The 23,756-nt window shown below is 67.0% G+C and carries 32 protein-coding genes and 1 pseudogene; 5 read left to right on the top strand and 28 right to left on the bottom strand.

What is annotated here, in order from left to right; all coding sequences use genetic code 11:
* Genes BM345_RS19330 through BM345_RS19320 form a run of 3 tightly spaced genes read right to left on the bottom strand, consistent with a single transcriptional unit; the run spans position 1 to position 3,108 of the window.
* Positions 1-825, bottom strand: coding sequence for a carbohydrate ABC transporter permease (locus tag BM345_RS19330; RefSeq protein ID WP_093382251.1), 825 nt, complete (start codon positions 823-825; stop codon positions 1-3).
* Complete coding sequence (locus BM345_RS19325; RefSeq protein WP_093382248.1) at positions 822-1,724, bottom strand: carbohydrate ABC transporter permease; 903 nt, start codon at positions 1,722-1,724, stop codon at positions 822-824. The genes BM345_RS19330 and BM345_RS19325 overlap by 4 nt, the downstream gene beginning before the upstream one ends.
* Before the next feature lie 16 nt (positions 1,725-1,740).
* Complete coding sequence (locus BM345_RS19320) at positions 1,741-3,108, bottom strand: ABC transporter substrate-binding protein (RefSeq protein ID WP_093382245.1); 1,368 nt, start codon at positions 3,106-3,108, stop codon at positions 1,741-1,743.
* A 164-nt stretch (positions 3,109-3,272) separates the two neighbouring features.
* Between BM345_RS19320 and BM345_RS19315 the strand changes: the two genes are divergently transcribed.
* A complete protein-coding gene (locus BM345_RS19315) occupies positions 3,273-4,019 on the top strand; it encodes a FadR/GntR family transcriptional regulator (RefSeq protein WP_093382242.1) in 747 nt (248 codons plus the stop codon).
* 31 nt (positions 4,020-4,050) lie between these two features.
* Positions 4,051-5,133, top strand: a complete 1,083-nt coding sequence (locus BM345_RS19310; RefSeq protein WP_093382240.1) for an ABC transporter ATP-binding protein — start codon at positions 4,051-4,053, stop codon at positions 5,131-5,133.
* 10 nt (positions 5,134-5,143) lie between these two features.
* Here the strand turns inward: BM345_RS19310 and BM345_RS19305 are convergent, their stop codons facing one another.
* From BM345_RS19305 to BM345_RS19265, 9 genes are all read right to left on the bottom strand, one after another.
* A complete protein-coding gene (locus BM345_RS19305) occupies positions 5,144-6,190 on the bottom strand; it encodes an NADP-dependent oxidoreductase (protein ID WP_093382237.1) in 1,047 nt (348 codons plus the stop codon).
* Positions 6,187-7,596: a HAMP domain-containing sensor histidine kinase gene (locus tag BM345_RS19300; RefSeq protein ID WP_254789819.1), complete on the bottom strand. Its 1,410-nt coding sequence runs from the start codon at positions 7,594-7,596 to the stop codon at positions 6,187-6,189. Before BM345_RS19300 ends, BM345_RS19305 begins: the two co-directional genes overlap by 4 nt.
* A complete protein-coding gene (locus BM345_RS19295) occupies positions 7,593-8,291 on the bottom strand; it encodes a response regulator transcription factor (protein WP_093382235.1) in 699 nt (232 codons plus the stop codon). The genes BM345_RS19300 and BM345_RS19295 overlap by 4 nt, the downstream gene beginning before the upstream one ends.
* 40 nt (positions 8,292-8,331) lie before the next feature.
* On the bottom strand, positions 8,332-8,802 hold the full coding sequence (locus tag BM345_RS19290) for a DUF4260 domain-containing protein (RefSeq protein WP_093382232.1): 471 nt from the start codon (positions 8,800-8,802) through the stop codon (positions 8,332-8,334).
* On the bottom strand, positions 8,795-9,247 hold the full coding sequence (locus tag BM345_RS19285; RefSeq protein ID WP_093382230.1) for a Spy/CpxP family protein refolding chaperone: 453 nt from the start codon (positions 9,245-9,247) through the stop codon (positions 8,795-8,797). Before BM345_RS19285 ends, BM345_RS19290 begins: the two co-directional genes overlap by 8 nt.
* A gap of 124 nt (positions 9,248-9,371) precedes the next feature.
* Positions 9,372-11,168 (bottom strand): phosphoenolpyruvate--protein phosphotransferase, encoded by a 1,797-nt coding sequence (gene ptsP / locus BM345_RS19280; protein WP_093382227.1) that lies wholly within the window; start codon positions 11,166-11,168, stop codon positions 9,372-9,374.
* 103 nt (positions 11,169-11,271) lie between these two features.
* Positions 11,272-11,541, bottom strand: coding sequence for an HPr family phosphocarrier protein (locus BM345_RS19275; protein WP_093382225.1), 270 nt, complete (start codon positions 11,539-11,541; stop codon positions 11,272-11,274).
* Complete coding sequence (locus tag BM345_RS19270) at positions 11,510-11,968, bottom strand: PTS sugar transporter subunit IIA (protein WP_093382222.1); 459 nt, start codon at positions 11,966-11,968, stop codon at positions 11,510-11,512. Before BM345_RS19270 ends, BM345_RS19275 begins: the two co-directional genes overlap by 32 nt.
* Before the next feature lie 95 nt (positions 11,969-12,063).
* Positions 12,064-12,606: a hypothetical protein gene (locus tag BM345_RS19265; protein ID WP_093382219.1), complete on the bottom strand. Its 543-nt coding sequence runs from the start codon at positions 12,604-12,606 to the stop codon at positions 12,064-12,066.
* Positions 12,607-12,694: 88 nt separating this feature from the next.
* On the opposite strand from BM345_RS19265, the gene BM345_RS19260 reads away from it, so the two are divergent.
* Positions 12,695-13,195: a TlpA disulfide reductase family protein gene (locus tag BM345_RS19260; protein WP_093382216.1), complete on the top strand. Its 501-nt coding sequence runs from the start codon at positions 12,695-12,697 to the stop codon at positions 13,193-13,195.
* 57 nt (positions 13,196-13,252) lie between these two features.
* On the opposite strand, the gene BM345_RS19255 is transcribed toward BM345_RS19260, so the two are convergent.
* Positions 13,253-13,702, bottom strand: coding sequence for a c-type cytochrome (locus BM345_RS19255; protein ID WP_093382214.1), 450 nt, complete (start codon positions 13,700-13,702; stop codon positions 13,253-13,255).
* Between the two features lie 181 nt (positions 13,703-13,883).
* Between BM345_RS19255 and BM345_RS19250 the strand changes: the two genes are divergently transcribed.
* Positions 13,884-14,594: a cytochrome b/b6 domain-containing protein gene (locus BM345_RS19250; RefSeq protein WP_093382211.1), complete on the top strand. Its 711-nt coding sequence runs from the start codon at positions 13,884-13,886 to the stop codon at positions 14,592-14,594.
* A 29-nt stretch (positions 14,595-14,623) separates the two neighbouring features.
* A complete protein-coding gene (locus BM345_RS19245; protein WP_175545074.1) occupies positions 14,624-15,172 on the top strand; it encodes a GNAT family N-acetyltransferase in 549 nt (182 codons plus the stop codon).
* Between the two features lie 48 nt (positions 15,173-15,220).
* Here BM345_RS19245 and BM345_RS19240 read toward each other — a convergent pair whose 3' ends face one another.
* The 15 genes and pseudogenes from BM345_RS19240 to BM345_RS19170 form a co-directional block, all read right to left on the bottom strand.
* The gene (locus tag BM345_RS19240) at positions 15,221-15,727 is read right to left on the bottom strand and encodes a peroxiredoxin (protein WP_093382205.1); all 507 of its coding nucleotides are present in this window, start codon (positions 15,725-15,727) and stop codon (positions 15,221-15,223) included.
* A 92-nt stretch (positions 15,728-15,819) separates the two neighbouring features.
* Positions 15,820-16,089: a 30S ribosomal protein S17 gene (gene rpsQ / locus BM345_RS19235; protein WP_093382202.1), complete on the bottom strand. Its 270-nt coding sequence runs from the start codon at positions 16,087-16,089 to the stop codon at positions 15,820-15,822.
* A gap of 9 nt (positions 16,090-16,098) precedes the next feature.
* Entirely contained in the window at positions 16,099-16,302 is a 204-nt protein-coding gene (gene rpmC, locus BM345_RS19230; protein WP_175545082.1) for a 50S ribosomal protein L29, read from the bottom strand.
* A gap of 56 nt (positions 16,303-16,358) precedes the next feature.
* The gene (gene rplP / locus BM345_RS19225; RefSeq protein WP_093382196.1) at positions 16,359-16,775 is read right to left on the bottom strand and encodes a 50S ribosomal protein L16; all 417 of its coding nucleotides are present in this window, start codon (positions 16,773-16,775) and stop codon (positions 16,359-16,361) included.
* Positions 16,776-16,803: 28 nt separating this feature from the next.
* Positions 16,804-17,703, bottom strand: a complete 900-nt coding sequence (gene rpsC / locus BM345_RS19220) for a 30S ribosomal protein S3 (protein ID WP_093382193.1) — start codon at positions 17,701-17,703, stop codon at positions 16,804-16,806.
* A 16-nt stretch (positions 17,704-17,719) separates the two neighbouring features.
* Entirely contained in the window at positions 17,720-18,052 is a 333-nt protein-coding gene (gene rplV / locus BM345_RS19215; RefSeq protein WP_093382191.1) for a 50S ribosomal protein L22, read from the bottom strand.
* Positions 18,053-18,061: 9 nt separating this feature from the next.
* Entirely contained in the window at positions 18,062-18,340 is a 279-nt protein-coding gene (gene rpsS / locus BM345_RS19210) for a 30S ribosomal protein S19 (RefSeq protein ID WP_093382188.1), read from the bottom strand.
* 11 nt (positions 18,341-18,351) lie between these two features.
* Positions 18,352-19,176 carry a 50S ribosomal protein L2 gene (rplB, locus tag BM345_RS19205; RefSeq protein ID WP_093382185.1) on the bottom strand — a complete coding sequence of 275 codons (825 nt, stop codon included), beginning with the start codon at positions 19,174-19,176 and terminating at the stop codon, positions 18,352-18,354.
* A gap of 3 nt (positions 19,177-19,179) precedes the next feature.
* Positions 19,180-19,515 carry a 50S ribosomal protein L23 gene (rplW, locus tag BM345_RS19200; RefSeq protein ID WP_068640581.1) on the bottom strand — a complete coding sequence of 112 codons (336 nt, stop codon included), beginning with the start codon at positions 19,513-19,515 and terminating at the stop codon, positions 19,180-19,182.
* On the bottom strand, positions 19,512-20,132 hold the full coding sequence (gene rplD / locus BM345_RS19195; RefSeq protein WP_093382182.1) for a 50S ribosomal protein L4: 621 nt from the start codon (positions 20,130-20,132) through the stop codon (positions 19,512-19,514). The genes rplW and rplD overlap by 4 nt, the downstream gene beginning before the upstream one ends.
* Positions 20,132-20,809, bottom strand: a complete 678-nt coding sequence (rplC, locus tag BM345_RS19190) for a 50S ribosomal protein L3 (RefSeq protein WP_093382178.1) — start codon at positions 20,807-20,809, stop codon at positions 20,132-20,134. The genes rplD and rplC overlap by 1 nt, the downstream gene beginning before the upstream one ends.
* 231 nt (positions 20,810-21,040) lie before the next feature.
* Positions 21,041-21,568 (bottom strand): hypothetical protein, encoded by a 528-nt coding sequence (locus tag BM345_RS19185; RefSeq protein ID WP_254789818.1) that lies wholly within the window; start codon positions 21,566-21,568, stop codon positions 21,041-21,043.
* Positions 21,569-21,578: 10 nt separating this feature from the next.
* Entirely contained in the window at positions 21,579-23,135 is a 1,557-nt protein-coding gene (locus BM345_RS19180; protein WP_254789817.1) for a hypothetical protein, read from the bottom strand.
* Between the two features lie 129 nt (positions 23,136-23,264).
* A complete protein-coding gene (gene rpsJ / locus BM345_RS19175) occupies positions 23,265-23,579 on the bottom strand; it encodes a 30S ribosomal protein S10 (RefSeq protein ID WP_068640584.1) in 315 nt (104 codons plus the stop codon).
* Positions 23,580-23,603: 24 nt separating this feature from the next.
* A pseudogene (locus BM345_RS19170) lies at positions 23,604-23,756 on the bottom strand (elongation factor Tu); the annotation flags it as partial.

Here is a 23,756-nt window from a genome sequence, read left to right as displayed (position 1 = left end):
TCAGCCTTTCACGGCGCCGGCGGTGAGGCCGCTCACCAGGTAGCGGCGCACCATCATCGAGAACACGAGCACCGGCGCCATCACCAGCGAGCCCCCGGCGGCGATCTTGCCCCACTCCCAGCCTTCGTAGTTCATGAAGTTGACCACCGCCACCGGCGCGGTGCGCGCATCGGTGCGAGTGAGGATGAGGGCGAAGAAGAAGTCGTTCCAGGCGTACAGGAAGCACAGGATGGCGGTGGCCGCGATGCCGGCGCTGGCCAGGGGCATGACGATCTCCAGGAACACGGTGTGCCAGGGTGCACCATCCATGAGCGCGGCCTCTTCCAGCGAGGCGGGCACCGCGTCGAAGAAGGGCTGCATCATCCAGATCACCAGCGGCAGGTTGAAGCTCATGTAGATCAGGATGAGGCCCGTGCGCGTGTCCAGCAGCCCCAGCCAGCGGAAGGCCAGGAAGAAGGGGATGGTGAAGGCGATGGGCGGCGCCATGCGCGTGAGCAGGATCGACAGGCCCAGGCCGAAACGCCCGCGCCCGCTCCAGCGCGACAGCGCGTAGGCCGCCGGCACGCCCAGCACCAGCGCGAACACCGTGGACACGATGCTGGTCACCAGGCTGTTGACGAAGGACTCCGGAAAGCCGCCCTGCCACAGCCCCACGTAGTGCTCCAGCGTGGGCGTGAAGAACATGCGCGGCGGAAACTCCAGCATCAGGTCCTTGGGCTTGAAGGACATCTGCAGCAGCCACAGGAAGGGCAACAGCATCAGGAGCAGCACCACCGGCACCGCCCACGGCCCCAGCACGCGTCGAACTCGACGACCCACACTCATTGCATGCCCTCCGTGCGCCGGCTCATGCGCATTGCGGCCCAGCTGATGACCACGGTCGCGGTGAGCAGCACCACGGTGATCGCGCTCGAATAACCCAATTCGCCGAAGTTGAAGGCCACCAGGTAGGCGTAGTAGTTGGTCACCTCGGTCACCGTGCCTGGCCCGCCGCCGGTGAGCAAAAAGATCAGCGGGAAGGCCTTGATGCTGTCGATGAGCCGGAAGAGCGTGCACACCACCAGCACCGGCGCGATGTAGGGCAGCACGATGTGGCCGAACACGCGCCAGGCGTCGGCGCCGTCCATGCGCGCGGCCTCCACGTATTCGGCTGGCAGCGTCTGCAGCGAGGCCAGCACCATGAGGAAGGTGAAGGGCGCCCACTCCCAGGTGTCGGCGATGACGATGGCGATGAGCGCGAAGTCCACGTGCGTGGTGAGCGCCGGCAGCGTCACGCCCAGCACCCGCGCCATCTGGTAGATGGGGCTGATGTCGGGTGTGTAGATCAGCTTCCAGATCACCGCCACCACGATGGGCGGCAGCACCATGGGAATGACGAACAGATGCCGCAGCGACTGCCAGCGCCCCTGCGCCGAATTCACCATCAGCGCCAGGCCCGTGCCCAGCAGCACCTGCAGCACCACCGTGTAGAGCGACAGCCGCGCCTGCACCCACAGCGAGCCGACGAAGCGTTCGTCGCCGCCCAGCAGCTTGTAGTTGCGCAGCGGGTCACTGAAGTCGCCCAGCGAGGCCGGGTTGACCAGCGCCGCCGGCGTGAGGCTGGTGACGATGAGAAAGAGCGTGGGCAGCCCCGCGATGAGCAGCAGCACGACCAGGCTGGGCGTGATGGCCGCCCAGACGAAGCGGCGTCGCTGCCTTTCGTAGGATGCGCGCGCGGCAGTCATGCGGCGGTGCCTGCCCTCAGACCTTGGCGCCTGCGCGGCGCAGGCTGCCCAGGGCCGCTTCCTGCGCCATCTTCATCGAGGCAGCAGCTGGCATCTGGCCCGACACCACGCGCTCGACCGCCTTGTTGACCACGTCGCCGACCAGCGGGAATTCCTTCACCGTGCGGTAGGCCATGTAGTTGCGCGTCTTGCCCGGCTGCTCCAGCACCTCGAGGTAGAGCTTGCCCAGGTCCTGGCCGTTGATGGTGTTGACGCGCTTGTATTCCTCGCTCTGGATGATCGAACGGCGGCAGATCGACGGATGGCCCGTGTCCTTGACGATGCGCGCAGTGAGCTCGGGGCTGAGCGCCCACTGGATGAAGGCCCAGGCGGCCTCCTTGTTCTTGGCGTTCTTCGGGATGCCCAGGCCCTGGCTGTTGGAAGCCGGGAAGTCGCCCTTGGGTCCGGCAGGCATGCGAACCACGCGCGCCGTGTCCTTCACCTTGCTGTCGGGCGAGGTGAGCATGGCCGCCACCCACGAGCTGGAGTGGATGAAGATGTTGGAGCGCCCGCTGATGAGCGCAGCGCGCGCCTGGTCCTCGGTGTAGCCCAGCACGCCCTGCGGGCTGTACTTGGACAACAGCGTCGAATAGAACTCGGTGGCCTGGATGGCCGGTGCGCTGTCCAGCGCGGGCGTGATGTCGGTCGGTGGGTTGACGAACAGGTCGCCGCCGAAGCCCTGCACATAGGGTGGCAGGAACCAGTGGTGCAGGTTCGAGCTGACGAAGCCGGTCATGCCCTCCTGGCCGTTCATGGCCTCGGCCGCCTTCATCAGGCCGTCGAAGGTGGTGGGAATCTCCACGCCGCGCTTCTTCATCAGGTCGGGGCGGGCGACGCCCATCAGCATGGCGCCGCCTTCCCACGAGTAGCCGAAGGTGTGGCCGGCCTTGTCGCGGTAGGGCAGCTGAGCGCCCAGCACGAAGTCGTCTGGGTTCCAGTTGGCCGCCGTGAGCTTCTTGTCCTTCGTGAAGTCGTCCAGGTCGGCCAGCAGGCCGGCGGCCACCCAGCGCGCCGCCAGGATGAAGGTGACGTTGCAGAAGTCCCAGGCGCTGCCGCCGGAGGACAGCTCCAGGTCGGCCTGCTGGTTGTAGACCGGGAAGGCCGAGAGCTGCAGGTCCACCGTCATGCCGGTCTGCTGCTCGAACTCGGGGATGTACTTCTTCAGGATGTTGAAGAAGCCGTGCTGGTAGGCCGCGCCGCGCAGCTTCAGGCCGTTGAAGGGCTTGGATTGCGCGATGGCCGGAAAGGCCAGGCCGCCGCCCGTGCCCACGGCGGCGACGCCGGCGGCGGCCTTGAGCAGGCTGCGGCGGGTGGGATCGGGTCCAATTGAAGAAACGTTGCTCACGATATGTCTCCTGTTTGTCTTGGAGGAACGCCGGGCCGCGCACGACAGACCGTGGGCGCTGATGCGGTGGCGAATATGACAGACAACAAGAATCGCGAGAGCCCCGGATAAACCCGCAATTCATCTTCAGCTCAGCGCGCTAATCTTGCCGTCCATCCATTCATATGTCAGACCAAAAGAAGAAATCACCTACTTCCCGTGCCCTGGCGGTGCGGCGCGGGCCGCTGCATGTGACGGAGGAGCTTGCCCGCCGCGTGGTGGGTGGCGAATGGGCCGAGGGCGTCGCCCTGCCCACCGAGATCGAGCTGGCCGACGCCCTGGGCGTGGCCCGCACCTCGGTGCGCGAGGGACTGACGCGGCTCAAGGCCAAGGGCCTGGTGGCAGCCCGGCAGAAGGCCGGCACCCGGGTGCTGCCGCGCAGCCAATGGAACATGCTCGACGAGGACGTGCTGCGCTGGACCTGGTCCGGCGACAACCGCGCGGAAATGGCCCAGCACCTGATGCAGCTGCGCCGCATCGTGGAACCGGCTGCCTGCGAGATCGCCGCCACGGTGGCCACCGATGCCGCCATCGCCGCCATCGAGCGCGCCTACCGCGGCATGGACGCGGCAGGCACCGACCCGGTGGCTTATGCGGGGCCGGACCTGGCCTTCCACCGCGCCATCCTCAGCGCCACCGGCAACCCCTTCCTCATGTCCTTCGGCGCCACCGTCGAGGCGGCGCTGCGCATGTCCTTCGAGCTGTCGACCAAGCAGCCCGGCGCGCCGCGCAAGAGCTTGCCGCTGCACCGCGCGGTGCTCGAGGAAATCTGGGCCCGCAAGCCGGCCGCCGCCCGAAAGGCGATGGAGAACCTGCTGGGGCTCACCGAGAACAACATCCAGCGCGGCGTGGCCGCCGGCAACGCCGGCTAGCCGCGCCGTCCCACCCTCACCTCCCGACCCCATGGCCGATATCCAGCTCCGTTCCATCAGCAAGCGTTTCGGCGACGTGGAGGTCATCCCCGACCTCGACCTGAGCATGCCCGACGGCAAGGTCACGGTGCTGCTGGGCCCCTCGGGCTGCGGCAAGTCCACGCTGCTGCGCATGATCGCGGGGCTGGAGACGCCCAGCGGCGGCGAGATCCGCATCGACGGCAAGCTGATGAACGAGGTGCCGCCGGCCGACCGCGGCTGCGCGCTGGTGTTCCAGAACTACGCGCTGTATCCGCACAAGACGGTGCGCCACAACCTGAGCTTTCCGCTGCGCATGGCCAAGGTGGGCAAGGCCGAGCAGGAGAAGGCGGTGCAGGAGATCGCGCACAAGCTGGAGCTCACCGCCCTGCTCGATCGCTACCCGCGCCAGCTCTCGGGCGGCCAGCGCCAGCGCGTGGCCATGGGGCGGGCGATGATCCGCCAGCCCGGCGTGTTCCTCTACGACGAGCCGCTGTCCAACCTGGATCTGGAATTGCGCGTTCGGCTGCGCCTGGAGATCGCGCGCATGCAGCGCGCCCTGCAGGCCACCGCCGTGTACGTGACGCACGACCAGACCGAGGCCATGACCCTGGCCGACCAGATCGTGGTCCTGCGCAAGGGCCGCATCGAGCAGGTGGGCGCGCCGCTGGAGCTGTACCGCGCGCCGGCCAACCTCTTCGTGGCGGGCTTCATCGGCACGCCGCGCATCAACCTCTTCCCGGTGCAGGGCATGCAGGCCAGCGGTAGCGGCGGCACGCGCCTTTCGCTGGGCGCGGACACGCACCTGGACGTGCCGCGCACCCTGCCCGCCGAGCTGCGCACCGTCGGCTTCCGCCCCGAGCAGGCGAGGCTGGGCGAGGCCGGACCGGGCCAGGTGCAGCTGGAGTTGCAGGGCTGCGAGACGCAGGCGGTGGAGCACCTGGGCGACCGCGCCTTCTGCTATTTGCGCTGCACGCTGGGCGAGCTGGTGGTGCTGTCGCCCAGCGCCGAGGCGCGCCTGTCGGGCACGCTGCGCCTGGCCATCGCCGCCGACGCGCTGCGCTACTTCGACAGCAGCGAGCAGGCGATCGGCTGAAGCCTCTTGCTCAGTCGGCGATCTTCAGCACCAGCTTGCCGAAGTTCTCACCGGTGAAGAGCTTGAGCAGCGCCTCGGGGAAAGCCGCCACGCCGCCTTCGACCACGTCCTCGCGGCTGCTCATGCGGCCTTCCTTCAGGTAGCCGGCCATCTCTGCGATGGCCACGTGGTAGCGGTCCGCATAGTCGAAGACCACCATGCCCTGCATGCGCGCGCGGTTGACCAGCAGGCTCAGGTAGTTCTTGGGGCCCTGCACCGGCGTGGTGTTGTTGTACTGGCTGATGGCGCCGCAGATGATGATGCGGGCACCGCGCGCCAGCTTGGCCAGCACCGCGTCGAGGATCTCGCCGCCCACGTTGTCGAAGTAGATGTCCACGCCCCTGGGGCAATGGGCCTTGAGGCCATCGCGCACCGCGGCCGGGCCGGCCTTGTAGTCGATGCAGGCATCGAAGCCCAGCTCCTTGACCACCCAGTCGCACTTGGCGGCGCCGCCGGCGATGCCGACCACGCGGCAGCCCTTGATCTTGGCCAGCTGGCCCACCGTCTGGCCCACGGCGCCGGCTGCGCCGGAGACCACCACGGTCTCGCCGCCCTTCGGCAGGCCGATGTCCATGAGGCCGAAGTAGGCGGTCATGCCGGGCATGCCCAGCACGTTGAGCCACTGGCCGATGGTGCCGGCGCGCAGGTCGATCTTCACGAGGCCAGTGCGCTTGATGTCGTCCTGCGCGACCAGGCAGTACTCCTGCACGCCCAGCGTGCCGTAAACGATGTCGCCCACGGCGAAGGCCGGGTTGCGCGAAGCGGCCACGCGGCCGACGCCGCCGGCGCGCATGACGGCGCCCAGTTCCACCGGCGGTATGTAGCTCTTGCCCTCGTTCATCCAGCCGCGCATGGCCGGGTCGAGCGAGAGCGAGAGGGTCTGCACCAGCACGCCGCCCTCGGCGGGTTCGCCGGCGGGCTCGGTGGTGAAGGACCAGTCTTCGCGCTTGGGGCTGCCTTCGGGCCGCCTGGCCAGGCGCACTTGGTGATTGGTGAGGGTGGCGGTGCTGCTGCTCATGCGATGTCTCCACGCGGACGGAAGGCCCGGGCGCGCATGGTATCCGGCGCATCGCCAGCCGGCGGTAGCGCAAGCGACAGCCGCACCCGCACCGACAGGCCCGGCTTCGCGTTGCGCAGCTCGAAGCTGCCGCCATGCGCCAGCGCCACCAGCTTGCACAGGTACATGCCCAGGCCGACGCCGCCAGTGGCGCGCTGGCGGGCGCTGTCGGTGCGGAAGAAGGGCTCGGCCAGGCGCTCGAGCTGGGCCTCGTCCACGCCGGGGCCGAAGTCGCGCACCTCGATCTCCACCGCGCCTTCGACGCGCCGCAGGGAGAGCAGCGGCGGGCGCAGCGCGCCTGCGGCCCTGCCGCCATGGCGCAGCGCGTTGTCCAGCAGGTTGCGCAGCAACAGGCGGATGCGGGTGCGGTCCAGCGACATCAGCGGCACGTCGGGCGCCAGGTCCAGCTCCAGCTCGTCCTCCTGCGGCAGTTCGGCCACCACGTCGTGCACCAGCACCGCCAGGTCGATGTGCTCGCGTGAGAGTGCCGCATGCGGGCTGGCCAGGCGCTCGCTCTCCAGCAGGTCGCTGATGAGGTCGCGCATCTCGCCCAGGTCGCGCAGCAGGGCCGCGCGCTCGGTCTCGCCCTCCGGCGTGGCGGGGAGCAACTCGGCGTTGAGGCGCGCACGCGTGAGCGGCGAGCGCAGCTCGTGGCTCAGCGCCAGCAGCAGCGCTCGCTTGGCGTCCAGCATGTCCTGGATATCGCGCGCCATGGTGTTGATGCGCTGTGCCAAGTCGCCCAGCTCGTCGTTGCGGCGAATGGGAATGGGCCGGTCGAAGTCGCCGCGGCCGAATCGCTGCGCGCCCGCGCCGATGTCGTCCAGCGGCCGCAGCAGGCGGCGCACCACCCCATAGGACACCAGCAGCAGAAGCAGCAGCACGCCCAGCGTGAACCAGACCACGCCCTGCGGACCGCGCTGCCAGGGCAGGCTGCCCAGGCCGAAGCTGATCTTGTGCCCGTCGGTGGTGCTGCGGCTGAACAGGTCGCCGGCGCGCGATTCGAAGCCCCGGCCGGCCATGCGGCCAGGATGCGATTCCCAGTTGACCACCGGGCCCTCGATGCGCACGGCCAGCGGCAGCCGCTGGGTCAGCGCCTGCGCGCGGCTGGGATCGGGCGGCGTGCCGATCTCGGCCGCCAGCCGGTCCACGTAGTCGGCGATGAGCGGCCGGCCGGCGTCGCGCCAGCCGCTGGAGACCATGCTGCGCATGCCGCCCATGAACACCGCGGTCATCACCAGCGCCAGCAGCACGAACATGGTCACCAGGCGAAGGCGTAGCGAATGCCGCCAGCGCCGGTGCGAATGATCCCAGCGCTGCTGCCAGGCACGGCCGCGCCTGCGCCAGCTCGAGTCGGACCGGCTCCTCACGCGTTGCCGCTCTTTCCCACCGCCAGCGCGTAGCCGGCGTTGCGCAGGGTCTTGATGCAGTCCAGAGGCTCCAGCTTCCTGCGCAGGCGGCTGATGACGATGTCCACCGCGCGCGAGTACAGCTCGGCCTCGTGGCCGCGCAGGCGGTTGAGGATGTCGTCGCGGCCGAACACCTTGCCCGGCTCGCTGGCCAGCAGGGCCAGCAGCTCGAACTCGGTGCCGGTGAGCTCCACGCGCTCGCCCTGGCGGTGCACCTCGCGCTTGTCCAGGTCGATGGACAGGTCCTCGAAATCATGGCGAGAGGCCGACGTGCTCGCCGGCGCCGGCCTGGCCACGCGGTGCCGGCGCAGGATGGTCTGCAGCCGCGCGACGAGTTCGCGCGGCTCGAAGGGCTTGGGCAGGTAGTCGTCGGCACCCAGTTCCAGGCCCACCACGCGGTCCATGACCTCGCCGCGGGCGGTGAGCATGACGATGGGGATGTCGCTGGTCTTGCGGATCTCGCGGCACAGGGCGAAGCCGTCCATCTCGGGCAGCATCACGTCCAGGATCGCCGCGTCGTAGCCGCCCTGGCTCAGCTTGGCCAGGCCTTCGCTGGGGTGCGAGGCGCTGTCCAGCGCGAAGTCGAAGCGCGCGAAGTAGCTCGCCAGCGGCGCCGCCAGGTGCTCGTCGTCGTCGATCAGCAGGATGCGGGGCATGGCGCGATTGTCTGTCACGCCATTCCCCTTGCGCACGGGCTCACCACGGATCGACCGGCCCCAGTTGCCCCAGGTGCGTGTGGGCAAAGCCGCGCGCGTACTTCAGGCCGAAGCCCAGGGCCCGGTCCAGCCCGATGTGCGCCGCCCAGACCAGCGCGAGGTCGAAGGCCGGCGACAGGTCTGCCGCCAGGCCCACGGCCAGCAGGACCGCCGGCACCACCAGCGAATGCGTGGCGTTGTAGATCGCCGCGCCGGTGCGCGGCCCGGCCAAGTAGGCGAGCAACGCCAGGTCGGGCAGCAGGAAGGTCCAGGCGAAGAAGCTCCACTCGCCGCCGAAGCGGGCATAGGCGGCCATCGCGATCAGCAGCAGCGCCACGCCCTCCAGGCGAAGCAGAAGCCGCACGCCGCCGCCGGCTGCACCGGCCGGCTGGATCGCCGGACGGATGCGCGGCGCCACCACCGGCGTCGCCTCTACGCGCTCCACGGCGCCGAAGCCCGTGGCCTCAGCCATGGCGCGACCAGCCGCGGCCACGGCGGTCCATGAAGTCGCGCACCTTCTGCTGCTGGTCGGGCCGCAGGTTGTCGAAGAAATCGGCGGCGGCGGCAATGACCTCGGGGCTGCCGCTCTTCACGGCGGTGGTCTTCTCGTCGACCAGGCGCTGGGCGCCGGCCTGGTCGAGCTTGTTGCCGGCGAAGAGCTGGCGGAACTGTGCGCGCGGATCGCTGCCGGCGCGCATGGCCTCGCGCTGGGCCTGCAGCTTCTCGGCCAGCACGCCGAGCTTCTGCTTCTGCGCCGCATCGAGATCGAGCTTGCTGCCCACGCGCTCGACCATCTTGGCGCGGAACTCGGCCGGGTCGCCGTGCCAGTCGCGCTGGTGGGCGCAACCGCCCATGCTGGCGGCCACCAGGGCCAGGCCAGCCACACCGAAAAGAGAACGTTTGAACCAGGGTCGCATGGGAGTCTTCCTTCAGGAAACGGGTTGGGATGGGAAGACCCGATGCTGCGCGGCAGCGCCCGCGAAGTCCTTTCGCGGCGGTTTCGTCGTGTTTCGTTTTATGTCGGCCGGGGGGCCGACGCGGTCAGGGCTTGGCGCCGAGCATCGAGGCCGGATCCTCGGAGTTGACGACTTCCTGCGCCCACTCCTCGAGACGGCTGACGTCGGCGCGCAGCACCTCCTGCTTCACCGCGAGGATCTGCGAGGGATGCATGGAAAAGCTGCGCAGGCCCAGGCCCAGCAGCAGGCGGGTGAAGCTGGTGTCGCCGGCCATCTCGCCGCACACGCTCACCGCCTTGTTCTGGCGTCGGCACTCGGCAATGGTGTCGGCCACCAGGCGCAGCACGGCCGGGTGGCAGGGGTCATACAGGTGCGCCACCGACTCGTCGGCGCGGTCGATGGCCAGCGTGTACTGGATCAGGTCGTTGGTGCCGATCGAGAGGAAATCGAAGTGCTTGAGGAAGGTGCGCAGCGTGAGCGCGGCAGCCGGGATCTCGATCATGGCGCCCACCTTCATCACGCCGTAGGTCGCGCCGCGGTTGTCCAGTTCGGCGCGGGCGAAGTCCAGCAGCGAGAGGGTCTGGCGGATCTCGCTCGCGTGGGCCAGCATGGGGATCAGCAGGTGGATCTCGCCATGCACCGAGGCCCGCAGGATGGCGCGCAGCTGCGTGAGGAACATGGACGGATCGGCCAGGCTCCAGCGGATGGCGCGCAGGCCCAGGGCGGGATTGAGGTGCGAATCCTCGCGCTGCGACTTGCCGTCCAGTGGCTTGTCCGCGCCCACGTCGATGGTGCGGATGGTCACCGGCATGCCCTGCATGCCTTCCAGCGCGCGCTTGTAGGCCTGGTACTGCTCTTCCTCGTTGGGCAGCCGCGTCAGGTTCTGCTGCTCGCGGCCCATGAAGAGGAATTCGCTGCGGAACAGGCCCACGCCGACGGCGCCGGCCTTCATCGCACCCAGGGTGTCCTCGGGCATCTCGATGTTGGCCAGCAGGTCGATGCGCTGTCCGTCCAGCGTGACGGCGGGCTTGTGGCGCAGGCGGGAAAGCCGGTCACGTTCCAGGTCGCCCTGGCGCTGCTTGAAGCCGTACTCGGCCAGGATGATGGGCGAGGGATCGACGATGACCACGCCGCTGTCGCCGTCGATGATCACCCAGTCGTCCTGGCGCACCAGCTGGCTGGCAGTGCGCGCGCCCACCACGGCCGGAATGTCCATGCTGCGCGCCACGATGGCGGTGTGCGAGGTGCGCCCGCCCACGTCGGTGACGAAGCCGGCGAACACGCTCTTCTTGAACTGCAGCATGTCGGCCGGGGCGAGGTCGTGCGCGATCAGCACCAGGGGCGCGTCGATGCCATCGGCTGCCAGTGGATCGACCTCCTCGCCCGGCTTGGGCTTGGGCCGCGGCGGCGTGGGCGCCAGCACCGCGGCGCTGCCTTTCATCTGGTGCAGCATGCGCTCGACCACCTGCTCGAGGTCGGCCTTGCGCTCGCGCAGGTACTCGTCCTCCATCTCGTCGAACTGGCGGGCGATGATCTCCAGCTGCGTGGTGAGCGCCCACTCGGCGTTGTAGAGGCGCTCGCTGATCCAGTGCTTGACGCCCACGGTAAGGGCATCGTCCTGCAGCAGCATCAGGTGCACGTCGAGCAAGGCGGCCAGCTCGTGCGGCGCGTCGTTGGGGCCCATCTGCGCGACGCTGGCCTGCAGTCGATGCAGCTCGGCGGTGACGGCGTCGCGCGCGAAGCGCACACGGTCGATCTCGGTCTCGACTTCGTCCGGCTTGATGAAGTAGTGCGCCACGTCCAGGCGGCTGGACACCACCATGACCGCGCGCCCGATGGCAATGCCGCGGGCGACGGGGAGGCCGTGAATGGAAAGGGTCATGAGCGAAGCTCCGGCCACGCGCCGGGCCGCCCCAAGCGCGGCCAGCCCCCGTGGGGGGTGGCGTTACACGACGCGCAGCGGCGTGAAAAGCCTGGGGGCATCATTACTCGCCTTCGCCGAACTTGTCGTTGATGAGCGCGATGAGCGCGTCCATGGCCTGCTCCTCCTGCTCGCCGCTGGTTTCCACCTCGATCGTCACGCCCAGGCCCGCGGCCAGCATCATCACGCCCATGATGCTCTTGGCGTTCACGCGGCGGTCGCCGCGCGAGAGCCACACCTCGCAGGGAAAGCTGCCGGCCAGCTTGGTGAGCTTGGCCGACGCACGCGCATGAAGGCCGAGCTTATTGCTGATGGTCACGGATTTCTTGATCACTGTGCTTTCTTCTTGCTTGATTCTGGGGTGCGGCCACGGCCACCTGCATGACGCCGGAGGTTCCGCCGGCGATGGCGCGCTGCACCTGCGCGTCCAGCGGCTCGTGCCGATAGGTGACGGCGCGCAGCAGCATGGGCAGGTTGACGCCGGCCACCAGCCGCGAATGCGTGCCGTCGACCAGTTTCTGCGCCACGTTGCAGGGCGTGGCGCCGAACACGTCGGCCAGCACCAGCACCTTCGAGCGCGGTGAGCGGCCCAGCAGCTGGGCCAGCTGGATGCGCGCCGCGGCCAGTGTTTCCTCGGGCGAGACGTTGGGCTGCACGTCGATGCCGGCGATGTCCTGCTCGCAGTCCGGGAACACATGCAGCGCGCACTGGCGCAGCGCGTGTGCCAGGGGAGCGTGGGCGATCAGAAGAATGCTGTTCATGCGTTGCGGAACCGTGCCTGAGCGATTATGAGGCGCCGCCAAGGCGATGGTAGGGCCCACCCGGGTCGAATCCAGGCGTGCAACCCTGCCCAAGGTCAAGGAAGGCGCAGTCCCTCAAAGAACGTCTGGGCCGCGTCCGGCGCCGACGGCGTGCCCAGCACCGTGGCCTGGTACAGCGAAATCGCGCCGTTTCGTTGCGGGTGTGTAAACCACATCTGGCGCACTGGCTCCTGAGCCTGGACGCCATTGGCATCGAAACGCCAGGGGGTGGGCGCGGGGGCGGCATGAGTCACTTTGGCGGCGTGCTCCTCGATGCTGCCGCCGGCCCATTGGCGGCGGGACTGGCGCTGCCAGGCCGACAGCCAGCGCTCGGCCTGGGTCGAGTCCGTGGCGCTGGCCAGAGCCACGGCGAAAGTCGCGCCGCCGGCCTCGCAGCCGATCATGCTCACCGTCACCGACTTGCCGTCCAGCGGAATCTCGCGGCTGGCTCGATCGGGCTTGCAGGGGAGCAGGGCCACCAATTCGCCGTCGCCGCCGATCGGCACCTCGCGCCAGTTGAAGACCGGGCTGCAGGCGCCCAGCATGAAGGCGGCGGCAAGCGCGGTGAGCGCGGCGCGGCGGAGGGAGGCAGGACTCATGGGTCGGCCATTATGGTGGCCGCTTCAGCCGCCAGCAGGACCGGGCGGCGGGAACTAAAATCCTGCACAACCAATCGATTCCAGGCCCATGAAAAAGAACGTCATCGCCGCCGCTGCCCTTGCGCTCGCCCTGGCCGTCGGCGTGGGAGTGTACTTCAACACTGGCGTGTCAGCCGCGCCAGCCTCCACCTTCGTACTGCTCGACGGCAGCAGGAAGAGCACCGAGGATCTCAAGGGCAAGGTGACCCTGGTCAACTTCTGGGCCACCAGCTGCACCACCTGCGTGGCCGAGATGCCCAAGGTCATGGCCACCTACGAGAAGTACAAGGCGCAGGGCTACGACACCTTGGCTGTGGCCATGAGCTACGACCCGCCGGCCTACGTGGTGAACTTCGCCGAGACGCGCAAGCTGCCCTTCAAGGTGGCCATCGACAACACCGGCGCCGTGGCCAAGGCCTGGGGCGACGTACAGCTCACCCCCACCACCTACGTGGTGAACAAGCGCGGCGAGATCGTCAAGAGCTACGTGGGCGAACCGGATTTCGCCGAACTGCACAAGCTGATCGAGAAGCTGCTGGCCGAGGCCTGAATCTCGTCCGCAGATCGAAAGGGCGCCTCTTTGGGCGCCCTTTGCTTTTACCAGCGCCTATCTGCTTCTGAATGTGTCGTGACACGCCTTGCAGGTGTCGCCCGTCTGCGCGACCTGCGCCTTGATCGCGTCCAGGTTCCCACCCTTGGCCGCGGAGGCGAGCTTCTCGGTCTCCGCCTGCAGCTTGTCGCTCAGTTCCTTGAACTTGGCCTGTTCCTTCCAGATCTCGGGCTTGGCCTTGCCGCCCTCGGTGCCCGGAGCGAAGCCCGCCCAGGGCAGCTTGGAGATGGTGGCCACCAGGTCCGCATTCGCCTGTGCGGCTGCAGCGTCGAAGGGCACGCGTCCGTTGGCCATCGCGGCGATCCGGCCGAAGTGCTGGCTTTGCAGGAACATCGCGCTCTGGCGGTAGTGGATCGCGTCTTCGGTCTTGGCGAACTGGGCGCTTGCCGGCAGCGCGGCGAAGGTGCCGGCCGCTGCCAGCACGAGGGAAGCAAGTCGAATGGTCATCGTGGGATTCCTTCTTCTTGGCGTGAGGCGCCGCACCCGGCCCCGGGGCAGGTCGCCGGGCGAGTGTAGGGGCGGGTTCGCCGATGCGCATAGAAACAATCCCGAGACGCCGTCGGGCCGGGCTTTGCTAATCTGTGCCTCCGTCCATTCGCGCGGCCCCAGCACGGCGGCCGCCTGCTTGATGCCCAAGCCTTTCGCCTTGTCCACCGGCTTTGCCGAACTCGACGCCGGCGCCGCCTTGCGTGTGCGCGTCTGGGACCTGCCGACTCGGGTCTTTCACTGGGCACTGGCCTTGGCGGTCGTCGGGCAGATCACGACCGGGCTCCTGGGCATCATGGAGTGGCACTTCCGCATCGGCTACCTGGTGCTTTCGCTCCTGCTGTTCCGGCTGCTGTGGGGATTCGTCGGCGGCCACTGGTCGCGATTCGCGAGTTTCCTGCATTCGCCTGCCACGCTCAGGGCCTACCTGCGTGGCGAGGCGCACCCGGACCTGCGCGTGGGGCACACACCGCTGGGCGCGCTGTCGGTATTCGCCATGCTGGCCTTCCTGGTGGCGCAGGTGGCCACCGGCCTGGTGTCGGACGACGAGGTGTCCGCTTCCGGCCCCCTCACCCGCTTCGTCTCCAGCGCCACGGTGAGCCTGGCCAGCAAATGGCATGGCGCCATCGGCGCCTGGGTCATCCTGGCGCTGGTGGTGCTGCATGTGGTGGCCATCGTGTTCTACGTGGCGGTGCGCCGCCAGCACCTGGTCCGGCCCATGGTGTCGGGCGACAAGTTCCTCGAGCACGAAGCGCGGCCCAGCCGCGACGGCGCGGGCGCGCGTTTGCTGGCGCTGATCATCTTTGCCCTCTGTGCAGCCTTTGCCTACTGGATCTCGAGCTTGCGCGTATGAGCTTCACCGCTTCCCGACCTCTGCCCCTGATGAACACGCCTGACGTGGTGATCGTGACGGCCCTGGAGCCGCACGAGATCGACGCCACGCGCGCGATCTTCCGCGAGTACGCCGATTCGCTGAACGTCGACCTGGACTTCCAGAACTTCGACGAGGAACTGGCCTTGCTGCCCGGCGACTATGCCGAGCCGCGCGGCGCGCTGCTGCTGGCGCTGATCGATGCCGAGCCCGGCACGGCACCCGGGGGCGCGGGCCAGGTGCAGCGTGGCGACGGCCGGCGCGCCCACGTCGCCGCCTGCTGCGCCCTGCGGCCGCTGGACGCGGCCGACTACCCCAACGCGGCCGAGATGAAGCGCCTGTATGTGCGCCCGGCCTTCCGCGGCATGGGGCTGGGCCGGCAACTGACCGAGGCCATCCTAGATGCCGCCCGAAGCGCTGGATACGCTTGCGTGCTGCTCGACACCCTGGACGACATGGAGGCAGCCCGAACCCTCTACGAAGACCTGGGCTTCGAGGAAGTGCCTCCTTACTATCACAACCCGATTGCAGGCTCGCACTACCTCAAGGTCGAGCTCTGAGAGCGAAGAAAAAGGGCCGCGATCGCGGCCCTTTCATCTTGTGGCCTTTCAGCCCTTGGCTTGCTTGAGCAGCGTGTCGGCGTCGCTCACCTCGAACTTGCCGGGCGCTTCCACGTTCAGCGAAGCCACCTTGCCGTCCTTGACCAGCATCGAGTAGCGGTTGCTGCGCAGGCCCATGCCGCGCGAGCTCAGGTCCAGCGTGAGGCCGGTGGCCTTGGCGAAGTCGCCGCTGCCGTCGGCCAGCATGCGGACCTTGGTGCCGGTCTTCTGCTCGCGCGCCCAGGCACCCATCACGAAGGCGTCGTTCACGCTCACGCACCAGATCTCGTCCACGCCGGCACCCTTGAAGTCGTCGAAGTGCTGCACATAGCCCGGCACGTGCTTGGCCGAGCAGGTGGGCGTGAAGGCACCGGGCAGCGCGAACAGCGCGATGGTCTTGCCGGCCGAGGCCTTGGCGACGTCCACCGGGTTCGGGCCGATGCTGCAGCCTTCGCCCTCGACTTCCGAATACTCTTGCAGCGTGGTGTGGGGAATGGTGTCGCCGACCTTGATCATTGAGTTGCTCCAGGATGAGAAAAAAGAAAAACGGCCCAACATTGTGGGCCGTTTTTGCGTGGACCGTCGGACGGCCCCGGAGTTGCTGTGCCTTAGATGGCAGCAGCCTTCTCCACCAGGCGGGTGACCACCCAGTTCTTGGTCTTCGAGATCGGACGCGATTCGGTGATCTCGATGACGTCGCCCATCTTGTACTCGCCCTTTTCGTCATGGGCGTGGTACTTGCTGGTCTTGGCCACGATCTTGCCGTAGAGCTCGTGCTTCACACGACGCTCGACCAGCACGGTCACGGTCTTGGCGCGCTTGTCGCTGACGACCTTGCCGATCAGGGTGCGCTTGAGGGATTTTTTAGCTTCCGTCATGTTCACTCCTTACTTGGCGGGTTGCTCTTGCTTCTGAGCAAGAATGGTCTTGGCGCGAGCGATGTCGCGACGGGTCACGCGCAGCTGCGAAAGGTTCGACAGCTGTTGCGTGGCCTTCTGCATGCGCAGGCCGAAATGGGCCTTCTGCAGGTCCTTGATTTCGGTTTGCAGGCCGGCGACGTCCTTGTCGCGCAGCGCAGCTGCCTTGCTCACCTTGGCCGGAGCGGCGGCCTTCTTTTTGCGGGTTGCCATGTTCGTGTCCTCCTGAATCAGGCGCCGAGCTGGCGTGCAACGAAGGTGGTGCGCAGCGGCAGCTTGGCGGCTGCCAGGCGGAACGCTTCGCGTGCGAGTTCCTCGGGCACACCGACGATCTCGTAGATCACCTTGCCCGGCTGGATCTCAGCCACGTAGTACTCGGGGTTGCCCTTGCCGTTACCCATCCGCACTTCTGCGGGCTTGGTGGAGATCGGCTTGTCGGGGAACACACGAATCCAGATGCGGCCACCGCGCTTGACGTGGCGCGAGATGGCACGGCGGGCGGCTTCGATCTGGCGCGCCGTGAGGCGGCCGCGGTCGATGGACTTCAGGCCGAAGTCACCGAAGGAGACGGCATTACCGCGCGTTGCCACGCCGGTGTTGCGACCCTTCTGTTCCTTACGGTATTTTCTGCGTGCAGGTTGCAGCATGTTGATTACTCCGTAGTTCTAAGTCCGATTACTCGGACTTGGCACCGTCCGCTGCTGCAGCGGGCGCGGCTTTGCGGACGCGCTTAACGGCGGGTTTCGAGTCTGCACCGGTGGCTTCGGCAGGCTTGTCGCTGCCATCGGCCGGAGCGGTGTTGCCACCGATCGGGCCGCGGGCACCAGCGCGCGGACCACGGCGGTCCGAACCGGGACGGTCGCCACCAGGACGGCCATCGCGGCGCGGGCCACGCGGGCGGCGCTCTTCTTCGGGACGCGGGGTCTCGACGGCGGGCAGGTCGTTGCGGCCCAGCGTGTCGCCCTTGTAGACCCACACCTTGACGCCGATCACACCGTAGGTGGTCTTGGCTTCCGAGGTGCCGTAGTCGATGTCGGCGCGCAGGGTGTGAAGCGGCACGCGGCCTTCGCGGTACCACTCGGTACGTGCGATTTCGATGCCGTTCAGGCGGCCGGCGGACATGATCTTGATGCCCTGGGCGCCCAGGCGCATCGCGTTCTGCATGGCGCGCTTCATGGCGCGGCGGAACATGATGCGCTTCTCGAGCTGCTGCGTGATCGAGTCGGCGATCAGCTGAGCATCGATTTCGGGCTTGCGCACTTCTTCGATGTTCACGGCCACCGGCACGCCCAGCTGCTTGCCGAGTTCGCGCTTGAGGTTCTCGATGTCCTCGCCCTTCTTGCCGATCACGACGCCCGGACGTGCCGAGTAGATCGTGATGCGGGCGTTCTTGGCGGGGCGCTCGATCAGCACGCGCGAAACCGACGCGTTCTTGAGCTTCTTCTTCAGGTACTCGCGCACCTTGATGTCTTCAGCCAGCATGCCGGCGAAGTCACGGTCGTTGGCGTACCAGCGGCTGGACCAGTTGCGGCTCACCGAAAGGCGGAAGCCGGTCGGATGGATTTTTTGTCCCATAGTCTTCCGGACCTACTTAGTTGCCAACCGTCACGTACACATGGCACGTGGGCTTGCTGATGCGATTGCCGCGACCCTTGGCGCGCGCGGTGAAGCGCTTGAGCGTGGCGCCTTGCTCGACGTAGATGGTCTTGACCTTCAGCTCGTCGATGTCGGCACCGTCGTTGTGCTCGGCGTTGGCGATGGCCGACTCGAGCACCTTCTTGATGATCACAGCGGCCTTCTTCTGCGTGAATTGCAGGGTGTTGAGCGCTTGATCGACCTTCTTGCCGCGGATCAGGTCCGCGACCAGACGGCCCTTGTCGACCGACAGGCGGACACCGCGGAGGACTGCACGTGTTTCAGACATGGTCGTTCCTTACTTCTTCTGGACTTTCTTGTCCGCGGGGTGCCCCTTGAACGTGCGCGTGAGCGCAAATTCGCCGAGCTTGTGGCCGACCATCTGATCGGTGATGTACACGGGCACGTGTTGCTTGCCGTTGTGCACAGCGATGGTCAGGCCGATGAACTCGGGCAGAACCATCGAGCGGCGCGACCAGGTCTTGATCGGCTTCTTGTCCTTGTTGGTCACGGCCTTGTCGGCCTTGGCCAACAGGTGGTGATCGACGAACGGACCCTTTTTGAGAGAGCGAGTCATGAACGTGTCCCTTACTTCTTGCGACGCGACACGATGAAGACTTGCGTGCGCTTGTTGTTGCGGGTGCGGTAGCCCTTGGTGAGGTTGCCCCACGGGTCGACCGGGTGGCGACCTTCACCGGTCTTGCCTTCACCACCACCGTGCGGGTGGTCAACCGGGTTCATCACCACGCCGCGCACGGTCGGGCGAATGCCCATGTGGCGCTTCACACCGGCCTTGCCGAGCTGGCGCAGGCTGTGTTCTTCGTTGGCGACTTCACCGATCGTGGCACGGCACTCGATGTGGATCTTGCGGACTTCACCCGAGCGCATGCGAACCTGTGCGTACACGCCTTCGCGTGCCAGCAGGGTTGCCGAGGTACCAGCCGAGCGGGCGATCTGCGCGCCCTTGCCGGGCTGCAGCTCGATGCAATGGATGGTCGAGCCCACGGGGATGTTGCGGATCGGCAGGGTGTTGCCGGCGCGGATCGGCGCTTCGGAACCGCTCAGCAGCGTTGCGCCTGCTTCCAGGCCGCGCGGAGCGATGATGTAGCGGCGCTCGCCGTCGGCGTAGCACACCAGCGCGATGTGCGCCGTGCGGTTCGGGTCGTACTCGATGCGTTCGACCTTGGCCGGGATGCCGTCCTTGTTGCGCACGAAGTCGACAACACGGTAGTGGTGCTTGTGACCACCGCCCTTGTGACGGGTGGTGATGTGGCCGTTGTTGTTGCGGCCGGCCTTCTGGAACTGGGGTTCCAGCAGGGGAGCATACGCTTCACCCTTGTGCAGGTGATCGCGCGAGATCTTCACCGCGCCGCGTTGGCCCGGCGAAGTGGGTTTCATCTTGATGACGGCCATGATTTAAGCGCCCTCTCCGACGAGGTTGAGCTCCTGACCCTGCTTGAGCGTGACGTAGGCCTTGCGAACGTTGTCGCGGCGGCCGACGGACTTGCCGAAGCGCTTGGTCTTGCCCTTGATGTTGGCGACGGACACGCCCTTGACCTCGACCTTGAACATCAGTTCAACAGCGGCCTTGATCTCCGGCTTGGTGGCGTCCTGCAGCACCTTGAAAGTGACGGCATTCGACTTCTCGCCGACCATCGTGGCCTTTTCGGACACGATCGGGGCGACCAGGACCTGCATCAGGCGGCCTTCGTCGAACGTACGTTGTGCGGGGGTGGGGTTCACGCGGCTCATGCGAACATCTCCTTGAGCTTTTCGACCGCACCCTTGGTCACCAGCACCTTCTTGTAGTGCACCAGCGACACGGGGTCGGCGTAACGCGGCTCGACCACCAGCACGTTCACGAGGTTGCGCGAGGCCAGGTACAGGTTCTCGTCGACTTCCTCGGCGATCACGAGCACGGACTCGAGATTCATCGCCTTGAACTTGGCTGCCAGCGGCTTGGTCTTGGGCGAGTCGACCTTGATCGAATCGACCACGGCCAGGCGGCCTTCACGGGCGAGCTGCGAGAAGATGGACGCCATGCCGGCGCGGTACATCTTCTTGTTGATCTTCTGGGTGAAGTTTTCTTCCGGGCTGTTCGGGAAGATGCGACCGCCCCCGCGCCACAGCGGCGAGGAAGTCATACCGGCACGGGCGCGGCCCGTTCCCTTTTGCTTGAAAGGCTTCTTGGTCGAGTGCTTGACCTGCTCGCGGTCCTTCTGGGCACGGGTGCCCTGGCGCGCGTTGGCCTGGTAGGCGACGACGATCTGGTGAACCAGGTCTTCGTTGTAGTCACGACCGAAAACGGTCTCGGGGGCGTCGAATTTGGACGCGGCCTGACCTTGTTCGTTCAGGAGTTCGAGTTCCATTACTTCGCTCCTTCTGCGGACGCCTTGGCCTTGATGGCCGGACGGACGGTCACGAAACCGCCCTTGGCGCCGGGGATCGCACCCTTGATCAGCAGCAGCTGACGGGCTTCGTCGATCCGGATGACGTCCAGGTTCTGGGTGGTGATGGTTTCATCGCCCATGTGGCCGGTCATCTTCTTGCCCGGGAACACGCGGCCCGGATCCTGCGCCATCGAGATCGAGCCCGGCACGTTGTGCGAACGGCTGTTACCGTGCGACGCGCGCTGCGACTTGAAGTTGTGACGCTTGATGGTGCCTGCGAAGCCCTTGCCGATCGAGGTGCCTTGCACGTCGACCTTCTGGCCGACCGCGAACACGCTGCTCACGGCGATGGCGCCGCCAGCCTTGTGCTGGGCAGCCGCATCGGCGGTGATACGGAATTCGCGGACGATTTCACCGGCTTCCACACCCGCCTTGGCGAGGTGGCCGGCTTGCGGCTTGGTCACGCGCGAAGCTTTGCGCGAACCGAACGTCACTTGCAGGGCGACGTAGCCATCGGTCTCTTGGGTTTTGATCTGGGTCACGCGGTTGTTGGACACATCCACCACCGTGACAGGAACTGCGTCCCCGTCATCGGTGAAGAGACGCATCATCCCCACCTTGCGGCCCAGCAACCCCAGGGAGTTGCTCAGACTCATTGCTTTTTCTCCAAAACTCTCACCGCTGCCACTTCAATTGGCGACAGCGTTTGCCCGGGTCAGGGGACTGCGAGAGAAGGTTGATAAATGCTCTGCTACGGCCGCTCCCTCACGAGGAGGAAGAAACGGCAATACGCCCACTCAGGGCGCAAAAAAGGCAGAGCCGGCAATTATAGACCGGACAAGGGATTTCCCGCAAGTGCGGGTACCGCACTCAAGATGGCCGGCGCCCTACTTCACCGGCATCGAGAGGATCTTGTCCCCGTCTGGCGCTTCCTTCAGCTTCCCGGCCGAGCCCTTGGTGCTCGCGGCGCCGACCGCGCCGGTCTGGATGGGAATGGAGGTGGAACTGGTGGCGCCACGCTGGGTGGTGAAGACATTCAGGTAGGCCAGGCCCTCCTGCTGCGGCACCACCGTGACGCTGATCCTGGTGATTTCTCCGGGCGATATGCCGCCGGGGATCCCGGATGCGTCCAGTTGGAGGCCCGGGTCCGCCGTCAGCTGGAGGGTGGCTCCCGCCGGATCGCGTACGCGGGCGAGGACGATGTCGATGCGGGTGGGCTGGCCGACGGCCGGCGTGCCCAGCACCTTGTAGCGGACGCGCACGCCCGATCCGTTGGGCTTCTGCGCCGCGGTGGCAAAGCCGTCGTCTGCCGTGGCCGCGGGCTTCGTGCCGCCCGAGGCGTTGGCTGCAAGGGGTGCGCCCGCAGCCAGCGCCAACAGGGCGAGGGCCAGGATGCTTCGTTGGCTTGAGGTCATGGGCAGCGGCTCAATTGATCGAAACGTCGAGACAGGTGTTGGACGAGGTGTTGTTGGCGTCGTTCACTGCCAGCACCACTTCGCCGGCGGGCAGGCCCACGCTGGCCACTTCGCTGGTCCCCACGCCTTCACTCGCGGCCAGGCGGTTCCCGGCGAACACATAGAAGTCGGGGTCGGAGCCAGGAGGCCCCGACACGCTGATCTGATGGCTGCCGGCATTGGGAACGGTCACGCGCAGGAACGAGAAGCTGCCGAGCTTGTTGCCTTCGCCGTCAGGGTCGTTCTGGTTGGTGACGCAGACGGTCGCCGACGGGCCGGTCATCAGGTGGTAGAGGGGCAGGGAGAGCGGGGTAGCGCCATTGTTGCCCTCCAGTGCGCCCCAAGGATCGAACGCCCCGCTGATCGCCTGACCGACGAGCAGCGACGACAGGTCGCCCTGGTGCTGGGGCTGTGCGCCCGCGTAGGCCGCGGCAAAGGCATGGATCGTGGTCAGGGCAGGTGTGCTCCGCAGCCCGCCGGTCATCGCCGCATGGATGCCGCCGTATCCGAAGCGGTTGTTGAGGTTCCACAGGATCGACTGGACCGAGGCCTCGCGGTACCAGCCGGCTCGTCCGGAGGGCGTTGCGGCCAGGTCCATGTTCACACCCGCACCCTGCCCCGGCCCTTGCGAGTCGGTGTAGTTCTGCCGGGCCAGCGCGATGCCGGACCAGGCGTTGCCCCAGCCTTCGGAGAAGGCCAGGCGCTGGTCGATCAGTTCGTCCAGGTCGTGCGAGCCACCGGGCGAGTCGTCGCGGCTGAAGGCGTTCTGGTAGTAGTGGCCCCACTCGTGGGCAATGACCGAGGCATCGAACTCGTCGGTGTCCACGCCTTCCGCTCCGAGCACGTAGATCACCGCACCCGAGGTGCTGGCAACGAAGGAGGTGGTGCCGATCTGCCCGAGCGAGACCTGCCCGCGGGCCGGCACGTTTCGAGGGCTCCAGTACAGGCGCAGCGACGGGAACGACGTCGAGGGCGCCACCGACAGCACCTTGTTCATGGCGGTGTAGACGGTGTCGAGGATGGCGAAGGGCCCGGCCACGCGCGCACCGCTGTAGCCGGAGCCGTCCCAGCCGGAAGGCGCGTGCAGGTCGCGGGTCGTGTTGCCGCTGGGCGCAAACGATGGTGACTCCATGGAGTACAGCGCATTGCCCTGCGTGTTGTCGCGTACGGCGACATCCCAGCTCGCGCCTCTCGCGGCGCTGCGCGCCAACTGCGCGCGAACGCGAACGGTGACCAGCGCCTGGCCGGGCATTTGCACCGAGTAGTTGCCGTTGTCGTCGGTCTCGGTGCTTGCCAGCACTGCGCCGCTGGAGGCATCGACAATGTCCACCCCTGCGCCGCGCACCGGCTTGGAAACGATGGCGTTGTAGGCCAAGCCTCCATTTACATTGGGAACGTCGTCGTAGCTCACCGTGCCGCTCACCGACCCGGCGGGCCCGGGCGAACCGCCTCCGCCGCCGCCACCGCAGCCCCCGAGGCCGACGACGACCACGAGCGCGCACAGGCGAGCCATGCGTCGCACATTCATGTAGTACTTCCCTTCGATGCTTCAAACACCTTGCGGTGACAGGTCCATTGAGGATGCCACATTTGAGCGCCAAAGAAAAAGCCCGTTCGCATTACTGCGACCGGGCTTTGCGAGCACAAGTAAAAGTGCTTACTGAAGTTTGATTTCCACGTCGACGCCGGCCGGCAGGTCGAGCTTCATCAGCGCGTCCACGGTCTTGTCGGTGGGATCAACGATGTCCATCAGGCGCTGGTGCGTGCGGATCTCGAACTGGTCGCGGCTGGACTTGTTGACGTGCGGCGAACGCAGGATGTCGAAACGACGCATGCGGGTCGGCAGGGGCACAGGGCCCTTGACGATGGCGCCGGTGCGCTTGGCGGTGTCCACGATCTCGGCAGCCGACTGGTCGATCAGCTTGTAGTCGAAGGCCTTGAGGCGGATGCGGATCTTTTGCTTGGTAGCCATGATGCTTTCGTTCCTCTCGTTCGATTACTCGAGGATCTTGGCAACCACGCCCGAACCCACGGTACGGCCGCCTTCGCGGATAGCGAAGCGCAGGCCTTCTTCCATGGCGATCGGGGCGATCAGCTTGACCGTGATCGACACGTTGTCGCCCGGCATGACCATTTCCTTGTCCTTGGG

The sequence above is a fragment of the Variovorax sp. OV329 genome, from assembly GCF_900114785.1.
Classification (GTDB): domain Bacteria; phylum Pseudomonadota; class Gammaproteobacteria; order Burkholderiales; family Burkholderiaceae_C; genus Variovorax.
The sequence above is the reverse complement of the archived record's forward strand: the minus strand, read 5'-3'. Positions and strand labels throughout refer to the sequence as shown.